The organism is Caldicellulosiruptor changbaiensis (genome assembly GCF_003999255.1).
Classification (GTDB): Bacteria; Bacillota; Thermoanaerobacteria; order Caldicellulosiruptorales; family Caldicellulosiruptoraceae; genus Caldicellulosiruptor; species Caldicellulosiruptor changbaiensis.
Window position 1 is genome coordinate 655,636 of record NZ_CP034791.1, and the last position, 16,058, is coordinate 671,693.

Annotated in this window: 14 protein-coding genes; all 14 read left to right on the forward strand. The window is 37.2% G+C overall.

Annotation, left to right across the window (positions count from 1 at the left end):
• Positions 1-36: 36 nt before the first annotated feature.
• The 14 genes from rpiB to mazG all read left to right on the forward strand — a co-directional run bounded on the left by rpiB (position 37) and on the right by mazG (position 16,052).
• Positions 37-483 (forward strand): ribose 5-phosphate isomerase B, encoded by a 447-nt coding sequence (gene rpiB / locus ELD05_RS02965; protein ID WP_127351298.1) that lies wholly within the window; start codon positions 37-39, stop codon positions 481-483.
• 38 nt (positions 484-521) lie between these two features.
• On the forward strand, positions 522-1,163 hold the full coding sequence (gene upp / locus ELD05_RS02970; protein WP_127351299.1) for a uracil phosphoribosyltransferase: 642 nt from the start codon (positions 522-524) through the stop codon (positions 1,161-1,163).
• 25 nt (positions 1,164-1,188) lie between these two features.
• On the forward strand, positions 1,189-1,644 hold the full coding sequence (locus ELD05_RS02975) for a deoxycytidylate deaminase (protein ID WP_011916741.1): 456 nt from the start codon (positions 1,189-1,191) through the stop codon (positions 1,642-1,644).
• 6 nt (positions 1,645-1,650) lie between these two features.
• Positions 1,651-3,042: a bifunctional UDP-N-acetylglucosamine diphosphorylase/glucosamine-1-phosphate N-acetyltransferase GlmU gene (gene glmU, locus ELD05_RS02980; RefSeq protein WP_127351300.1), complete on the forward strand. Its 1,392-nt coding sequence runs from the start codon at positions 1,651-1,653 to the stop codon at positions 3,040-3,042.
• A gap of 117 nt (positions 3,043-3,159) precedes the next feature.
• The gene (locus ELD05_RS02985; protein WP_127351301.1) at positions 3,160-4,137 is read left to right on the forward strand and encodes a ribose-phosphate diphosphokinase; all 978 of its coding nucleotides are present in this window, start codon (positions 3,160-3,162) and stop codon (positions 4,135-4,137) included.
• 103 nt (positions 4,138-4,240) lie between these two features.
• On the forward strand, positions 4,241-4,810 hold the full coding sequence (gene pth / locus ELD05_RS02990; protein WP_039766004.1) for an aminoacyl-tRNA hydrolase: 570 nt from the start codon (positions 4,241-4,243) through the stop codon (positions 4,808-4,810).
• 2 nt (positions 4,811-4,812) lie between these two features.
• A complete protein-coding gene (gene mfd / locus ELD05_RS02995; RefSeq protein WP_127351302.1) occupies positions 4,813-8,244 on the forward strand; it encodes a transcription-repair coupling factor in 3,432 nt (1,143 codons plus the stop codon).
• A gap of 85 nt (positions 8,245-8,329) precedes the next feature.
• Positions 8,330-9,337 (forward strand): peptidylprolyl isomerase, encoded by a 1,008-nt coding sequence (locus tag ELD05_RS03000; protein WP_127351303.1) that lies wholly within the window; start codon positions 8,330-8,332, stop codon positions 9,335-9,337.
• Positions 9,338-9,376: 39 nt separating this feature from the next.
• Positions 9,377-10,744 (forward strand): tRNA lysidine(34) synthetase TilS, encoded by a 1,368-nt coding sequence (gene tilS / locus ELD05_RS03005; protein ID WP_127351304.1) that lies wholly within the window; start codon positions 9,377-9,379, stop codon positions 10,742-10,744.
• A 5-nt stretch (positions 10,745-10,749) separates the two neighbouring features.
• Positions 10,750-11,283 carry a hypoxanthine phosphoribosyltransferase gene (hpt, locus tag ELD05_RS03010; protein WP_127351305.1) on the forward strand — a complete coding sequence of 178 codons (534 nt, stop codon included), beginning with the start codon at positions 10,750-10,752 and terminating at the stop codon, positions 11,281-11,283.
• A 50-nt stretch (positions 11,284-11,333) separates the two neighbouring features.
• Positions 11,334-13,181 (forward strand): ATP-dependent zinc metalloprotease FtsH, encoded by a 1,848-nt coding sequence (gene ftsH, locus ELD05_RS03015; RefSeq protein ID WP_011916749.1) that lies wholly within the window; start codon positions 11,334-11,336, stop codon positions 13,179-13,181.
• 191 nt (positions 13,182-13,372) lie between these two features.
• Positions 13,373-14,710: a type I glutamate--ammonia ligase gene (glnA, locus tag ELD05_RS03020; protein WP_127351306.1), complete on the forward strand. Its 1,338-nt coding sequence runs from the start codon at positions 13,373-13,375 to the stop codon at positions 14,708-14,710.
• A 239-nt stretch (positions 14,711-14,949) separates the two neighbouring features.
• On the forward strand, positions 14,950-15,234 hold the full coding sequence (locus ELD05_RS03025; protein WP_127351307.1) for a sporulation transcriptional regulator SpoIIID: 285 nt from the start codon (positions 14,950-14,952) through the stop codon (positions 15,232-15,234).
• Between the two features lie 47 nt (positions 15,235-15,281).
• Positions 15,282-16,052, forward strand: a complete 771-nt coding sequence (gene mazG, locus ELD05_RS03030) for a nucleoside triphosphate pyrophosphohydrolase (RefSeq protein WP_127351308.1) — start codon at positions 15,282-15,284, stop codon at positions 16,050-16,052.
• Positions 16,053-16,058: the final 6 nt, after the last annotated feature.

Here is a 16,058-nt window from a genome sequence, read left to right on the forward strand (position 1 = left end):
TACATATAAAGTTTTTAAATGGAGGGAGAGATAAAATTGAAATTAGCAATTGGGGCTGACCATGCAGGTTTTAGATTAAAAGAGGCTGTAAAGAAGCATCTTGACAAAAGAGGAATTGAGTACAAAGATTTTGGCACATATTCAGAAGAGTCTTGTGACTATCCAGACATTGCGAGGGATGTGGCAGTTGCAGTTAAAAAGGGCGAGTTTGACTTTGGGATTTTAATCTGTGGCACAGGCATTGGTATTTCTATTGCTGCAAATAAAATAAAAGGCATCAGAGCTGCCCTTTGCCATGACACATTCTCAGCAAAGGCAGCCCGTGCTCATAACAATGCAAACATCCTTGCAATGGGTGCAAGGGTTATTGGAGAAGGACTTGCATGTGAAATTGTTGATAGTTTTTTGTCAGCCCAATTTGAAGGTGGAAGGCACCAAAGAAGAGTTGACAAGATCCATGAAATTGAAAATGGTCAGGATTAAATAATAGTTTCCAAAATTAACAGAAAGGAGAAAGGTTTATGGTTGAGTACAAAAAGAATGTATATGTGTTTGACCATCCATTGATTCAGCACAAACTTACATTGATTCGTGACAAGAATACAGGTAGCAAAGAGTTCAGAGAGCTTGTGGAAGAAATAGCAATGCTAATGGCATATGAAGTGACAAGGAATCTGCCACTAAAAGAAGTCGAGATTGAAACACCTGTTGGAGTTGCTAAATGCAAGGTGATCTCAGGCAGAAAGCTTGCAATTGTCCCAATTTTGAGAGCTGGGCTTGGCATGGTTGACGGGCTTTTGAAACTCATTCCTGCAGCGAAGGTTGGGCATATTGGTCTTTACAGAGATCCACAGACCCTAAAACCTGTCGAGTATTATTGCAAGCTTCCGCAAGATGTGCATGAAAGAGACATAATTGTGCTTGATCCAATGCTTGCAACAGGCGGGTCTGCTTCTGCTGCGTTTGACTACATCAAAAGGTACAACCCACAGAGCCTAAAACTTATGTGCCTGATTGCAGCACCGGAGGGGATTGAAAGATTGACATCTGCCCATCCGGATGTTGAACTGTACTGTGCAGCAGTTGATGAGAAGCTAAACGACCATGGATACATTGTACCCGGACTTGGCGATGCAGGGGATAGACTCTTTGGTACAAAGTAAACAAACAGAAGTTGGAGGAAATACAATGAGACCTACCTGGGATGAGTACTTTATGCAGATTGTTGATATTGTAAAGGAAAGGTCAACGTGTTTGAGGCGAAAAGTGGGAGCACTAATTGTAAAGGACAAGAGGATTTTAGCAACAGGCTACAACGGTGCACCAAGTAACCTGCCTCACTGTGAAGAGGTAGGTTGCTTGAGAGAAAAGCTGAACGTCCCGTCAGGGCAGAGGCACGAGCTCTGTCGAGGACTTCATGCTGAGCAAAATGCGATAATCCAGGCTGCTAAAATGGGCGTAAATATCGACGGCAGCGTTATTTACACAACAACCTATCCATGTGTGATTTGTGCTAAAATGATAGTGAATGCTGGTATCAAAAAGGTGATTTACAAAGGCTCATATCCAGATGAGATGAGCCAAAAGATATTTGAAGAAGCTGGTATAGAAGTTGTAAAATTTGAGGAAAATGAAAAAAGGTGATGGAAAATGAGCAAGAAAAGTACGTTTATAATTTTAGCTGCTGGCGAAGGAAAGAGAATGAAATCTAAATATTCCAAGGTTGTCCAAAAGATTATGGGAAAGCCCATGATACTTTATATAATAGACGAGATTGAAAAAAACTTTGAAGATGGTAAGATTGTGGTTGTTGTAGGAAATAAAAAAGAGGATGTGTATAAGGTTTTAGAAGGAAGGAATGTAAAGTTTGCATATCAAGAAAAACAGCTTGGCACAGCACATGCTGTGATGTGTGCTATGGATTATGTCTCAGATGATTCGAAGGATGTATTTGTTTTATATGGTGATGCACCTTTTATAAAGGCTGATACTTTAAAGAGGCTTTCTCAAAAGAGAGAAGAGGAAGCTGCAGCACTTTGTCTTCTGACAGCTATTTTTGAAAATCCATACGGTTATGGTAGGATAATTGCAGATGAAAATGGCAATGTAATAAAGATTGTTGAAGAGAGGGACGCAACTGAAGAACAAAGAAAAATAAGGGAGATAAATCCCGGATTTTATTGCTTTGAAAAACACGAGCTTGTGAATGTTTTGAGCAAGATTGACAATAAAAATAGCCAGAATGAGTATTATCTAACAGATGCCATTGAGATACTAAACAGAAGTGGCAAAAAGGTTGTAAAAGTAACTGTAGAAGACAATTTTGAGGTTATGGGAATTAACTCAAGGTATGAGCTTTTTGTTGCTGAGCAGGAGTTAAAACTCAGGATAAATAAAGAACATCTCTCAAGAGGCGTGCAGATAATAGACATATATAATACCTATATTCATCCAGATGTTCAAATTGGAAAGGATACAGTAATTTATCCGGGTACGTTTATCCTTGGCAAAACTTCAATTGGGGAGGACTGTGTAATTGGTCCACAGTCTTACATTGTAGACTCAAAAATAGGAAATAACTGTCATATCCAGTTTTCTGTGATAGAAAATTCTGAAATAAGGGATAATGTCAAGATAGGACCATATGCGCACCTGAGACCAAACAGTTTCTTGGAAGAAGGGGTAAAGATTGGCAACTTTGTTGAGGTAAAAAATTCTAAACTTGGCAAGAACACAAAGTCAGCCCATCTTACATACATTGGGGATGCTGATATTGGCGAGAATGTGAATTTAGGCTGCGGAACAATATTTGTAAACTATGATGGATATAAAAAACACAGAACAGTTGTGGAGAACAATGCCTTTATAGGCTGCAATTCTAATCTCATTGCGCCAGTTAAAATTGGAGAAAATGCCTACGTTGCAGCAGGTTCTACAATAACAGAGGACGTGCCAGCAAATGCGCTTGCAATTGCGAGAGAGAGGCAGACAAATAAAGAGGGCTGGGTACTGAGACGAAAACAGATGTATGAAAGCAGGTAATTTTTTAAAGATGAAAAAATTTTAAAAATATTTTAAAGATGGATTATTTTTTTGTGTTATAATATAGATTGCGCATAAAAGATGTTTAAATTAACTTTTGTGCTGGGGGTAAAAAAAGTGATAACACATGGCAAAGAGATAAAGATATTTGCTGGAAATTCTAACAGAGAGTTAGCAGAAGAAATAGCCAAAAAGCTCAACAAAAAACTTGGCGATGCAGAAATAGGCAGGTTTTCAGACGGTGAGATTTCAGTTAAGATTAATGAAACTGTACGTGGGGCGGATGTGTTTGTTGTTCAGTCAACATGCCACCCTGTCAATGAGAATCTCATGGAACTTTTAATTATGATTGACGCTTTTAAAAGAGCCTCAGCTGGAAGGATAACAGCTGTCATTCCTTACTATGGATATGCAAGACAAGACAGAAAAGCCCGAGCTCGTGACCCAATTACTGCAAAGCTTGTTGCAAACTTGATTACCTCTGCTGGTGCTGACAGGGTACTCACAATGGACCTTCATGCGCCACAGATTCAAGGATTTTTTGACATCCCTCTTGACCATTTGATTGGTGTTCCGATATTGGCAAAATACTTCCTTGAAAATGTCAATCTTGAGAATGCAGTTGTTGTATCACCCGATTTGGGAAGTGTTACAAGAGCTCGCAACTTTGCAACAAAGCTTGATTTGCCGCTTGCTATCGTGGACAAAAGACGTCCCAAGGCAAATGTCGCTGAGATAATGAACATTATTGGTGATGTGAAGGACAAGACTGCCATAATGGTTGATGATATGATAGACACAGCAGGGACAATTGTTGCAGCAGCACAGGCTCTCATGGACTATGGCGCAAAAGAGATTTATGCTTGCTGTACACACCCGGTTTTGTCTGGTCCTGCTGTTGAGAGAATCCAAAACTCGCCAATTAAAGAGCTGATTGTGTTGAACACTATTCCTCTGCCACCTGAAAAGAGAATAGACAAAATTAAAGTGCTCTCTGTTGCTGACCTGTTTGCTGAGGCAATTAACCGAATATATGAAGATGTTGCAATTTCGACTTTGTTTGATGAATACATCAGCACAAAGCCAAATAGATAACTTATATAGAAAGATTTTTTGTAATAAAATGAATCTAAAGGCTGTCTTTTGCTCAAAATTTGAAAGGCAGCCTAATTTTTATAAAGAAGGAGTGAATTTGAGTTTGGATTACATCATTGCTGGGCTTGGGAATCCTGGAGAGAGATATACTTTTACACGCCACAACGCAGGTTTTTTGGCAATTGATTATTTAGCACAGGCCTTCAACACAAAAGTGGACAGAATAAAGTTCAAAGGACTTATTGGAAGTTTTGAGTATGCTGACAAGAAAGTACTTCTTTTAAAACCCATGACATACATGAACTCAAGTGGTGATAGTATTGTAGAGGCAGTAAACTTCTACAAAATAAAGCCTGAAAAGCTAATTGTCATCTACGATGACATTGCATTTGATGTTGGAGTTGTTAAGATGAGAAAAAAAGGCTCAGATGGTGGGCACAACGGTGTAAAGTCTATCATCCAGCGCCTTGGCACAGAAGAGTTTCCAAGGATTAGAATTGGCATTGGAGTGCCAAAGGAGGATATGGTAAAATATGTACTGTCAGAATTTGAAGATTTTGAGAAACAAAAGATCTTCAAAGCTATTGAAAAGGCAGCACAAGGTATTAAGATTTTACTCGAAAGTGGCATTGACAGAGCTATGAACTATATAAATGGAGATGTGGTGGTGTAGATTTGCTTAAAATTTTTGAAAAACTTGATGAATTTTTGAAAGTTGAGGAAGCAATTTTAAAAAAGCGCCTTCCCATACTTGTCACAAACCTTGGCGAAATGGGGAAGGCCCTCTTGGTCCATGCAATATGTCAAAAATTTAACAAAAAGGTTCTCTTTATAACGCATCAAAAAAGCAAAAGTGAGTGGGAAAAGAGGTTTAAAAATCTTTTTGACAAGGTAATAGTTTTACAAGAGAGAGAAAATCCTCTTATAAACTCATTTGCAAAGAGCAAGGACTCTGAGATCCAAAGGGCGGAGGAGTTTGTCAGAATTTTTGAAGAAGGATTTGATGTGCTTATTTTAAGCCCTCAAAATTTGCTTGAAAAGTATTCTGATTTTAAGTTTGAGTCTCTCATCCTTGAAGAGAACAAGGAGTTAGGCTTTGAGGAATTTTTAACCACACTTACAAGGTATGGTTATGAAAGAGTTAAGGTTGTTGAGAAAAAAGGTCAATTTTCTCAAAAAGGTGGAATAGTAGATATATACCCTATTTTCAGCAAATACCCTGTTAGAATAGAATTCTTTGGTGATACAATTGACACTATAAGGTATTTTGATGTTGAGACTCAAAAGTCGTTTGAAAGGGTCTCTAATGTAAAGATTTATAAAGCTTGTGAATGGGATTTAAGTATTGACTTTTCGGATGGTATTAAAAAGATAGTAGCAGATTTTAAAAAACTTCAAAACAAACTCAAAGGCGATGCAAGAAAAAACTTGGAAGAGAGTTTCAAGGATGTAGTGGATGGGCTTGATTTAAAAATTGACAGACTATATCCCTACTATTACCAAAAGTTTAGCTCCATTTTTGATATTTTCAATGATTGCCTTGTTATAATTGACGAGTATAATCAGGTTTACGGCGGCTTGAAAACTTTTGAAGAGCAGACTGAAGATCTTTACAAAGACCTTTTAGAAAAAGGATATGTTCTGCCAAAAATGGCAGAGTGCTATTTCAAAGTCTATGACATATTGGAAAAACTTTCCTCTTCAATTATCCTTCAAACGTTTGCACAAAGCATAAAAGAGATTCAAGTAAAAGATATCTTTTCTTTTAATAATCTCCGGGAGATTCCTTCATACAATGGTCAAAAAGAACTTTTAATAGAGGATATAAAGTATTACCAGTCAAAGGGTTATTTGATAAATGTCTTTGCTGGAAGTGAGACTTCACTTGAGGATTTAAAATCAGAACTTGAAAAGAGTAGAATAGAGTTTAACAAGACAGATGAAGTTTTAACAGATAGACAGGGAGTTTATCTTCTTCCACGGTCGATTGAAAAAGGGATTGAAATACAAAACTTAAAATGGGTTTGTCTTAGCTTTTTCAATGTTGAAAAGAAGAAAGGAAGAGATGTCAAAAAAAGACCAAAGTCAAAAAAGGAAGCATTTTATACAATTGAAGACTTAAAGTACGGAAGCTATGTTGTTCATAGGACATATGGTATAGGAAGATTTTTGGGATTTGAGAAGATAACTGTTGAGGGTGTGACAAAGGAATATTTAAAGCTTGAATATGCCAATGGTTCTTATTTATATGTACCAACTACAAACTTAGATGTAATTGAAAAGTATATAGGTACTGATGATTCAGAACCCAAACTCTCAAAGCTTGGAACTTTAGATTGGCAAAAACAAAAACAAAAGGTTAGAAAATCCCTTGAGGTTGTGGCAAAAGACATAGTTGAGCTGTATGCAAAGAGGCAGCTCAAAAAAGGGTTTAAGTTCTCACCTGACACCATTTGGCAAAAAGAGTTTGAGGAAAAGTTTCCATACACCGAAACAGAAGGTCAGCTTCAGGCAATTGAGGAGATTAAAAAGGACATGGAAAGCGAAAAGCCTATGGACAGGATACTTTGTGGTGATGTTGGATATGGCAAGACAGAGGTTGCAATGCGCGCAGCATTTAAAGCTGTGATGGACTCAAAGCAGGTAGCGGTGCTTGTTCCAACTACAATCTTGGCTCAGCAGCACTATATGACATTTGTACAACGGATGAAGGATTTTCCAATAACAATTGAAGTACTTTCGCGTTTAAAAAGTGAGAGCCAGCAAAAGAAGATATTAAGAGGGTTAAAAGACGGTACAATTGATATAATTATTGGAACTCATAGACTTTTATCAAATGATGTAAAGTTTAAAGACTTAGGGCTTTTGATTATTGACGAGGAGCACAAATTTGGAGTTGAACACAAGGAAAAGATAAAAAAGTTGAAAGAAAATGTGGACGTTTTGACTCTTACAGCAACACCAATTCCAAGAACACTCAATATGGCGCTGTTGGGCATAAGAGATTTGAGTGTCATTGAAGACCCTCCAGAGGATAGGTTTCCTGTGCAGACTTTTGTCATGGAGTACAATGAAAAGGTGATAAAAGAAGCTATCTTAAAAGAGGTTTCAAGAGGAGGTCAAGTATTTTACCTTTACAACAGGGTAAAAGGTATAGAAGAAGTGGTAAATAGGCTTCAAACACTTTTAGTGGAAGACGTCAAGATTGCATATGCGCATGGCCAGATGGATGAAAGACAGTTAGAAGAGGTGCTTATTGACTTTATAAACGGCAAATATGACGTACTTGTCTGCACAACAATAATTGAATCAGGTGTTGATATGCCAAACGTCAATACACTCATTGTGGAGGATGCAGACAGACTTGGTCTTGCCCAGCTTTACCAGCTTCGCGGAAGGGTTGGGCGTTCAAACAAGCTTGCGTATGCATATTTCACATTCAGAAAAGACAAAGTACTTTCTGAGGAGGCTGCAAAGAGACTTTCTGCTATAAAGGAGTTTACAGAGCTTGGCTCAGGTTTTAAGATTGCAATGAGAGACCTTGAAATAAGAGGTGCAGGCTCGATTGTGGGGAAGCTCCAGCATGGGCACATTAATGCTGTTGGTTATGACATGTATATAAGACTTTTGTCAGAAGAAATAAGAAGGCTCAAAGGAGAAGATATCCAGCCGGAGATTGAGCCGCAGATAGATATAAAGATAAATGCTTATATTAGTAGTGAATACATCGACGATGACAAGGAAAGAATTAACATGTACAAGAAGATTTCTTCTATTGATACAAAAGAAGATGTTCAAGAAATCTATGATGAGCTTATTGATCGATTTGGAGATATTCCAAAAGAGGTTGACAACCTCATAAAAATTGCTTATATTAAGTTTCTCTGCAAAAAATTAGGAATTCTCTCTATTTCACAAAACGATAGCGAAAAGGTTAAGTTGCAATTTGTGGCCCAGGAAAATATTCCTTTGATCAAGACCTTGTTTTGTGAAAAAGGTATTTTGTACAGCGAAGGTAAAGATGGCACATTGATATTTTCTTTGTCGAAAGATTCTTTGGACTTTTTAGTAAATCTTTTGGAAGATTTAGCTGAAAAAGTTTGCTGAGGAACAGGTGCTTTAAAATAATCCTTCATTGTTTTATAATATTGTTACTATCAAAAAATACTTTTAGACAAAGGAGTAGAGATATATGACCAAGAAAACAAAGATTGCAATTTTTGCATCTGTAGCAGTTGTGCTACTGATAATCCTCATTGCCATAACCCCAGAGATAGTAAAGTACATTGATGAAAACAGAGCTGTTGCCATTGTAAATGGCGAGAAGATTACAAAAAAAGAGTTTTCTATTAACTACAAATCTCAAATTGATTACTATGGACTTGACAAAGCTTTTTTGGCGCAGAAGGTTGGCAGCAAGACTTATGAGGAGCAGATAAAGGAGAATGTACTCGATGGTCTTATCGTAAGACAGATTGAATTTCAGCAGGCTAAAAAAAGAAATATAACATTAACTGCTCAGGAGAAAAAGGCAATAGAAGACCAAATTAACCAGTACAAAAATGACTCACAAAACGGATTGCAGTTTAAACAATATCTTCAAACTATTGGTGCAACAGAGGATGAGTACAAAGACCAGATTATAAAATCCCAGATTGTTTCAAAGCTTTTTGATGAGCTAACAAAAAATCAAACAGCCTCTATGTCTGAGATAGAAAACTACTATAATTCACATAAGTCTGATTATATCCAGGTAAAGGCAAGTCATATTCTATTTAAAGTTTCAGACTCAAAGGAGGAAGCTACAAAAAAGAAAAAAGCAGAAGAAGTTTTGCAGATGATTAAAAGTGGCCAGAACTTTGAAAAACTTGCTAAAAAGTACTCTGAGGATGAGAACACAAGACAAAAAGGAGGAGACCTTGGGTATTTTAGAAAAGGTGAAATGGTAAAAGAATTCGAAGATGTAGCATTTTCTCTTGGCATTGGGGAGATAAGTGGAATTGTCAAGACAAGCTATGGGTTTCACATTATAAAGGTGACAGATAGAAAACAGCTTGCTTTGAACGATGTAAAGGACGAGATAAAATCAACAATAGAAACTCAGAAAAAACAACAATATTTCCAAAGCTTGCTTGAAAAGTGGAAAAAAGAAGCAAAGATAAAGAAGTTTGAAAATGTCCTAAAGAGTGTTTCTATATAAACATCCTTTTTAGAGGTTTGTATTTGAGGTGTTTTGAAAGTGGACTTTTTAGAAAAGGTAAGATGGACAATTGAAAAACATAACATGCTCAAAAAAGGCGACAAGGTTTTAATAGGCTGTTCTGGTGGAATCGATTCAATGGTTCTTTTGGATTGTATTTACAGATTAAAGGATGAGTATGAACTTGATATTACCGTTGCGCACCTTAACCATATGCTAAGACAAGAGGCAAAGGAGGATGAACAATTTGTAATTGATGCTTGTAAGAGGTATAATATTAAATGTATAACAAGGTCAATTGATGTTAGAAAAATCAAAGAAGAACGAAAACTTTCAGAAGAAGAAGCGGGAAGACTTGCAAGGTACAATTTTTTTTATGAACTTGTAAATAGTTTAGGACTCAGCAAGATTTTATTAGGACATAATAAAAATGATGTTGTTGAAACCTTCTTTTTGAATCTATTCAGAGGAAGTGGACTTGATGGTCTTGCATCAATCCCACCTGTGCGCGATATTGTTGCAAGACCACTTATATATATGTCAAGAGAAGAGATTGAAGAGTATGCGAAAGAAAATGGCATAAAGTATGTCATAGATAAGACAAACTTTTCTTCAAAGTATAAGCGAAATGTCGTAAGAAACGAGATTTTACCAGTCGTGAAAGAAAAATTTGGAGACGGAGTAATTGATACTATTTTCAGGACAATAAATATAATAAGAGATGAAAATATCCAGATAAATGAACTTGTTGAAGACGCTTTTAATGAGTGTGTCAGGAAAGAAGATTTTTACTATGTCCTTGACATAAAACACGTAATCACCTTACAACCTTTTTTACAGAGAAGACTTGTAAAAAGGACTCTCAAAGAGTTTGACATGCCAATTTCAGTTGAGATAGTTGAAGACGTATTAAAGCTCTTTTCACTTCCTTCTGGTAAAAAGAAGGTATTTGATGATTTGATTGTTGAGAAGCAAAATGAAGCTATTGTATTTTACAAAAAGGCAGAGGAGAAAACCTTTTGCTTTGAAATTCCATTAAAAGAGGAGTATGATATAAGATATAGAAATTTTGAATTCAAATTTAAAGTTACAAATGAAAAGGAAAAAGAAGATAGCATTTATATTGATGCTGAACAAATAGTTGATGGGAAACTATTTTTCAGAACAAGAAGAGATGGTGATTTTATACAGCTAAAAGTGGGTAAGAAAAAACTAAAAGAATGGTTTATTGATAAAAAGATTCCGAAGCGTTGGCGAGATAATATTCCACTTCTTACCAAAGACAGTGAAGTAATTGTCATATTTGATATATATTCAAATGCAGTAACAATAAATCAAAAATATAAAGTAAAACCACAAACAAGGCAATTTTTAAAGATAAAATTCACAAAACTGGAAGGAGTTTGATGGTAGTGAAAGACATAACAATGAAAGTAAAAGAGATTTTGATAACAGAAGAGCAGATTCGTCAAAAAGTAAAAGAGCTTGGTCAGAAAATATCTGAGGACTATAAAGACAGTGATGATTTCTTGATGGTGTGCATATTAAAAGGCGGAGTTGTGTTCATGGCAGATTTGCTGAGGCAAATAACAATTCCTGTTAAGATAGAATTCATGGCTGTTTCCAGCTATGGTAATTCAACCTCTTCGTCAGGGATTGTCAGAATACTAAAAGACCTTGATACAAGTATTGAAGGGAAAGATGTTCTACTTGTTGAGGACATTGTTGACACAGGCCTTACTCTAAAATACATCACAGAATACTTAAAAGGGAGAAGACCCCGAAGCCTCAGGATTTGCACAATGCTTGACAAACCAAGCAGAAGGAAGGTTGATGTGGAGATACATTATAAAGGGTTTGAGATACCAGACAAGTTTGTTATAGGGTATGGTCTGGATTATGCAGGTCTTTATAGGAATCTACCTTATATTGGTGTTTTAGAGTGAGAAAACCTTAAAGTTTAACTTTATAAATTGAAAGGAGTGCCTATCTACAATTGAGGAACTTATTCAAAACAGCAACAATTTACATTTTAATTGCTCTGGTAATTTTATTGCTGGTTGATATTTTAAGTGGTGGACTTAGTTACAACCAGCTTTGGAATATGAGTGAAAAGAGAAACGTCATTTACTCAGAGCTGATAAACGACATCAATGATGGAAAAGTCTCACGGATAATACTTAGCTATAACAATGTCTCTGGCCAGTATAAGGATGGAACAAAGTTTGACAATGTGTTTGTGCCGTCACCTGACAAGTTTTTAGACCAGATACAGCCAGCAATTGAATCAAAGCAGATAGAGATTGTGACAAAAGAACCTCCTCAGGTTCCATGGTGGCTATCAACGTTTTTACCAATGTTGATTTTTGCGGGACTTATGATTTTTGTATGGATCTTCATGCTCCAGCAGACACAAGGCGGCGGCAGTAAAATAATGTCTTTTACAAAGTCAAGAGCAAAGACCATTCAGGACTTAAAAAAGAAAGTCACATTTGCTGATGTTGCAGGAGCTGATGAAGAAAAGGAAGAGTTAAAAGAGGTTATAGATTTTCTCAAAAATCCGAGAAAGTATATAGAGCTTGGTGCAAGGATTCCAAAAGGTATTTTGCTTGTTGGACCGCCTGGCACAGGTAAAACACTTTTAGCAAAGGCTGTTGCGGGTGAGGCAGGTGTTCCGTTTTTCAGTATATCTGGTTCTGACTTTGTTGAAATGTTTGTTGGTGTTGGTGCTGCAAGGGTAAGAGACTTATTTGACCAGGCAAAGAGAAATGCACCTTGTGTTGTATTTATAGATGAGATAGACGCAGTTGGTCGTCACAGAGGAGCAGGGCTTGGCGGAGGCCATGACGAAAGAGAGCAAACCTTAAACCAGCTTCTTGTTGAGATGGATGGTTTTGGAACAAATGAGGGAATAATTGTCATGGCGGCAACAAATAGACCGGACATATTAGACCCTGCGCTTTTGCGACCTGGTAGATTTGACAGGCAGATTGTTGTAAACATTCCAGATGCAAAGGCAAGAGAAGAGATTTTAAAGGTCCACGCGAGAAACAAACCACTCGGGTCTGATGTTGACCTTTCTCAAATAGCAAAGATAACAGCAGGCTTTACAGGTGCAGACCTTGAGAACCTTTTAAATGAAGCTGCGCTTTTGGCTGCGCGAAAAGGCAAAAAACAAATCAATATGGAAGAAGTTCAAGAGGCTGTTGCAAAGGTTTTGATGGGCCCTGAAAAGAGAAGCAGAGTGTACACAGAAAAAGAAAAGAAACTCACTGCATACCATGAAGCAGGTCATGCTATTGTAAGAACCATGATTCCTGACGCAGAGCCTGTTCATGAAGTTTCAATTATACCACGAGGATATGCTGGCGGGTATACAATGTATCTGCCCAAAGAGGATAAGTTCTATGCATCAAAGTCTGATATGATGAGAGAGATTATTACTCTTCTTGGTGGAAGAGTAGCAGAGAAACTTGTTTTGGAGGATGTATCAACTGGAGCATCGTCAGACATAAAGCGTGCAACCAAGATTGCAAGGGATATGGTTACAAAGTATGGCATGTCTGATAAACTTGGTCCTATGACATTTGGGACAGAGCAGGAAGAAGTATTTTTAGGCAGAGACCTTGCACTTGCAAGAAATTACTCTGAAGAGGTTGCAGCTGAGATAGATAGAGAAATCAAGAGTATAATTGAAGAGGCTTATAAAAAAGCTGAGGAGATACTAAAACAAAACATTGACAAACTACACAAGGTGGCGAATGCACTTTTAGAGAAGGAAAAGCTGACAGGCGAAGAGTTCAGAAAGCTTGTATTCGAAGATGCACAGCCACAACCTGCGTAATGTATGAGGTTTAAAGGTATTTTGAGGTGGATAGAGTGAGTATGAAATTTAAAAATAGATATTGCAATTTTATACTGAATGTAATATAATAATAAATGTGAGGACAAAGGCGTTCTCAGTAGAAGAGGGATGCCTTTGTCCTTTTTTGTTTATAGAATCAAAAAAATCTAATAAATGGAGGGGAAGGTCGGATGAAGAACTACACCAAGGAAGACATTATTCGCATCTGCAAAGAGCAGGATGTTAAATTTATCAGACTCCAGTTTGTAGACATTTTCGGTATTTTAAAGAACGTTGCTGTTCCAGTTGAGCAACTGGAAGCTGTACTGAACAATGAGGTTATGTTTGACGGCTCATCAATTGAAGGGTTTGTAAGAATTCAAGAATCAGACATGTATTTAAGACCAGACCTAAATACATTTACAATCTTTCCATGGAGACCAACACCAAACAAGGTCGCAAGACTTATTTGTGATGTATATCTACCAGATGGTACACCATTCCCTGGCTGTCCACGTGGTGTTTTGAAGAAGATGCTCAAAAAAGCAGAGGAAATGGGCTTTAAATTCTATGTTGGTCCAGAGATTGAGTTCTTCTTGTTCTTGACAGACGAAAATGGCAATCCAACCTTGCAGACACATGACAAAGGCGGATACTTCGATTTGGCCCCGGTTGATTTAGGCGAGGATGCAAGAAGAGATATGGTTTTGACATTAGAGGAAATGGGATTTGAGATAGAGGCATCTCACCATGAAGTTGCACCTGGCCAGCACGAGATTGACTTCAAATATGATGACGCACTCTACACAGCTGACAACGTTGTTACATTTAAACTTGTTGTAAAGACAATTGCACAAAGACATGGGCTTCATGCAACATTCATGCCAAAGCCAATATTTGGTATTAACGGTTCTGGTATGCACACAAATATGTCTCTTGCAAGGGTTTCTGATGGTAAGAATGCGTTCTTGGACCCAAATGACAAGCTTCAACTTTCAAAAGAAGCATACTATTTCATTGGTGGTCTTATGAAACACGCAAGAGAGTTTGCACTTGTTACAAATCCGCTTGTAAATTCATACAAGAGACTTGTGCCAGGTTATGAAGCTCCTGTTTACATTGCATGGTCACCAAGAAACAGAAGCCCACTTATAAGAGTTCCTGCAAAGAGAGGTCAAGCAACAAGAGTTGAGCTGAGATGTCCAGACCCATCAGCAAATCCATACCTTGCATTTGCAGCAGTTTTAGCAGCAGGGCTTGATGGAATAAAGAATAAGATTGAGCCACCAGAGCCAATTGAAGAGAACATCTTTATTATGAGCGATGAAGAAAGGGCAAAGCGTGGCATTGGCAGCCTGCCAGGAAGCCTTGAGGAGGCAATTAAAGAGTTTGAGAATAGCCAGCTCATGAGAGAGACTCTTGGCGACCATATATTTGAGAAGTACTTAGAAGCAAAGAAGCTTGAATGGGATGACTACAGAACAAAGGTACATCAATGGGAGATTGACTCATACCTCACAAAGTACTAATCACACACGAAAACGGGTGGGAATTGGAGACCCACCCGTTTTTTTTATTTTCTTAATTTTGGTTCATAAATACTTATCAGTGCCTCATACTGCCTTTTTGGCCATTGCTATTTACAGATATCTTTGAAAATCCGCCCATAAAGTTTGACAGAATGCCAACAGAATAGAAACTTTGGGTCAAATAAAAAAGAGTTGGTGCATATAATCCTAAGTAGAAAGCTATTTTGGAGGACAAGGTTTTGAAAGAAGATATAGAAAAAAGAGCAGTTTTGGCAGCTGAACTTTTGATTAGGTACAATTCAACTGTTAGAAAGGTTGCTAAGGTCTTAGGTGTGTCAAAGTCAACAGTCCACAATGACCTTACCTACCGCCTTAATAAAATAAACAAATGGCTTTATAAGCAGGTAAGAGCAATTCTTGAGAAGAACAAGCAAGAAAGACATATTCGTGGTGGTGAAGCGACAAAGAAGAAATATTCTGCAAAAAAAGAGCAGCTTGTCTCAAAAAATAGTGGTATAATATAATCTATAAATATCAAAGCACCTTTTAAATGTAGAGGAGAGAAATTAAAATGAGAGCAAACTTTGAAGAACTGGTCAAAATAATGGATATCTTGCGCGAGAAATGTCCATGGGATAGGCAGCAAACACATAAAAGTTTGAAAAAATACCTGATTGAAGAGACATATGAGGTTATTGAGGCGATAGATGAAAATGACTACAGTAAACTTAAAGAAGAGCTGGGAGATTTGCTTTTGCAGGTTGTGTTTCACGCAAAGATAGCTCAGGAAAAAGGCGCTTTTGATATTTATGAGGTAATCTATGATATATGCCAAAAGATGAAAAAAAGACACACTCATGTGTTTGGAGAAGATAATTTTAAAACTGCCGATGAGGTTTTGCAAAATTGGGACAGAATAAAAAGTAAAGAAAAAGAAATCAAGACAGTGACAGAGGCAATGCAAAGTATTCCAAAACATCTTCCTGCTCTTATGCGAAGCTATAAAGTTCAAGAGAAGGCAGCAAAAGTTGGTTTTGACTGGGAGGATTACAAAGATGCTTTAAAAAAGGTATATGAAGAGCTTGGCGAATTTGAGGAGAGTTTGTCGAAAAATAGCGCTCAGGATAAGTTGGAAGAGGAGCTGGGGGATATTCTTTTTGCAGTTGTAAATGTTGCAAGGTTTTTTAACATTGACCCAGAGGGAGCACTTTCCAAAACAATCCAAAAGTTTATAACCAGATTTTCATATATAGAGGAACAAGCAGAAAAACAAGGTAAGAAATTGAATGAGATGACGTTAAAAGATATGGACAAATTTTGGGAAGAGGCAAAAAAAATTTAAAAAAGG

Coding starts and splice junctions, on each gene's coding strand:
- glmU (WP_127351300.1), top strand. CDS start 1,651: ATGAGCAAGAAAAGTACGTTTATAATTTTAGCTGCTGGCGAAGGAAAG.
- upp (WP_127351299.1), top strand. CDS start 522: ATGGTTGAGTACAAAAAGAATGTATATGTGTTTGACCATCCATTGATT.
- mazG (WP_127351308.1), top strand. CDS start 15,282: ATGAGAGCAAACTTTGAAGAACTGGTCAAAATAATGGATATCTTGCGC.
- ELD05_RS03000 (WP_127351303.1), top strand. CDS start 8,330: ATGACCAAGAAAACAAAGATTGCAATTTTTGCATCTGTAGCAGTTGTG.
- ELD05_RS02975 (WP_011916741.1), top strand. CDS start 1,189: ATGAGACCTACCTGGGATGAGTACTTTATGCAGATTGTTGATATTGTA.
- glnA (WP_127351306.1), top strand. CDS start 13,373: ATGAAGAACTACACCAAGGAAGACATTATTCGCATCTGCAAAGAGCAG.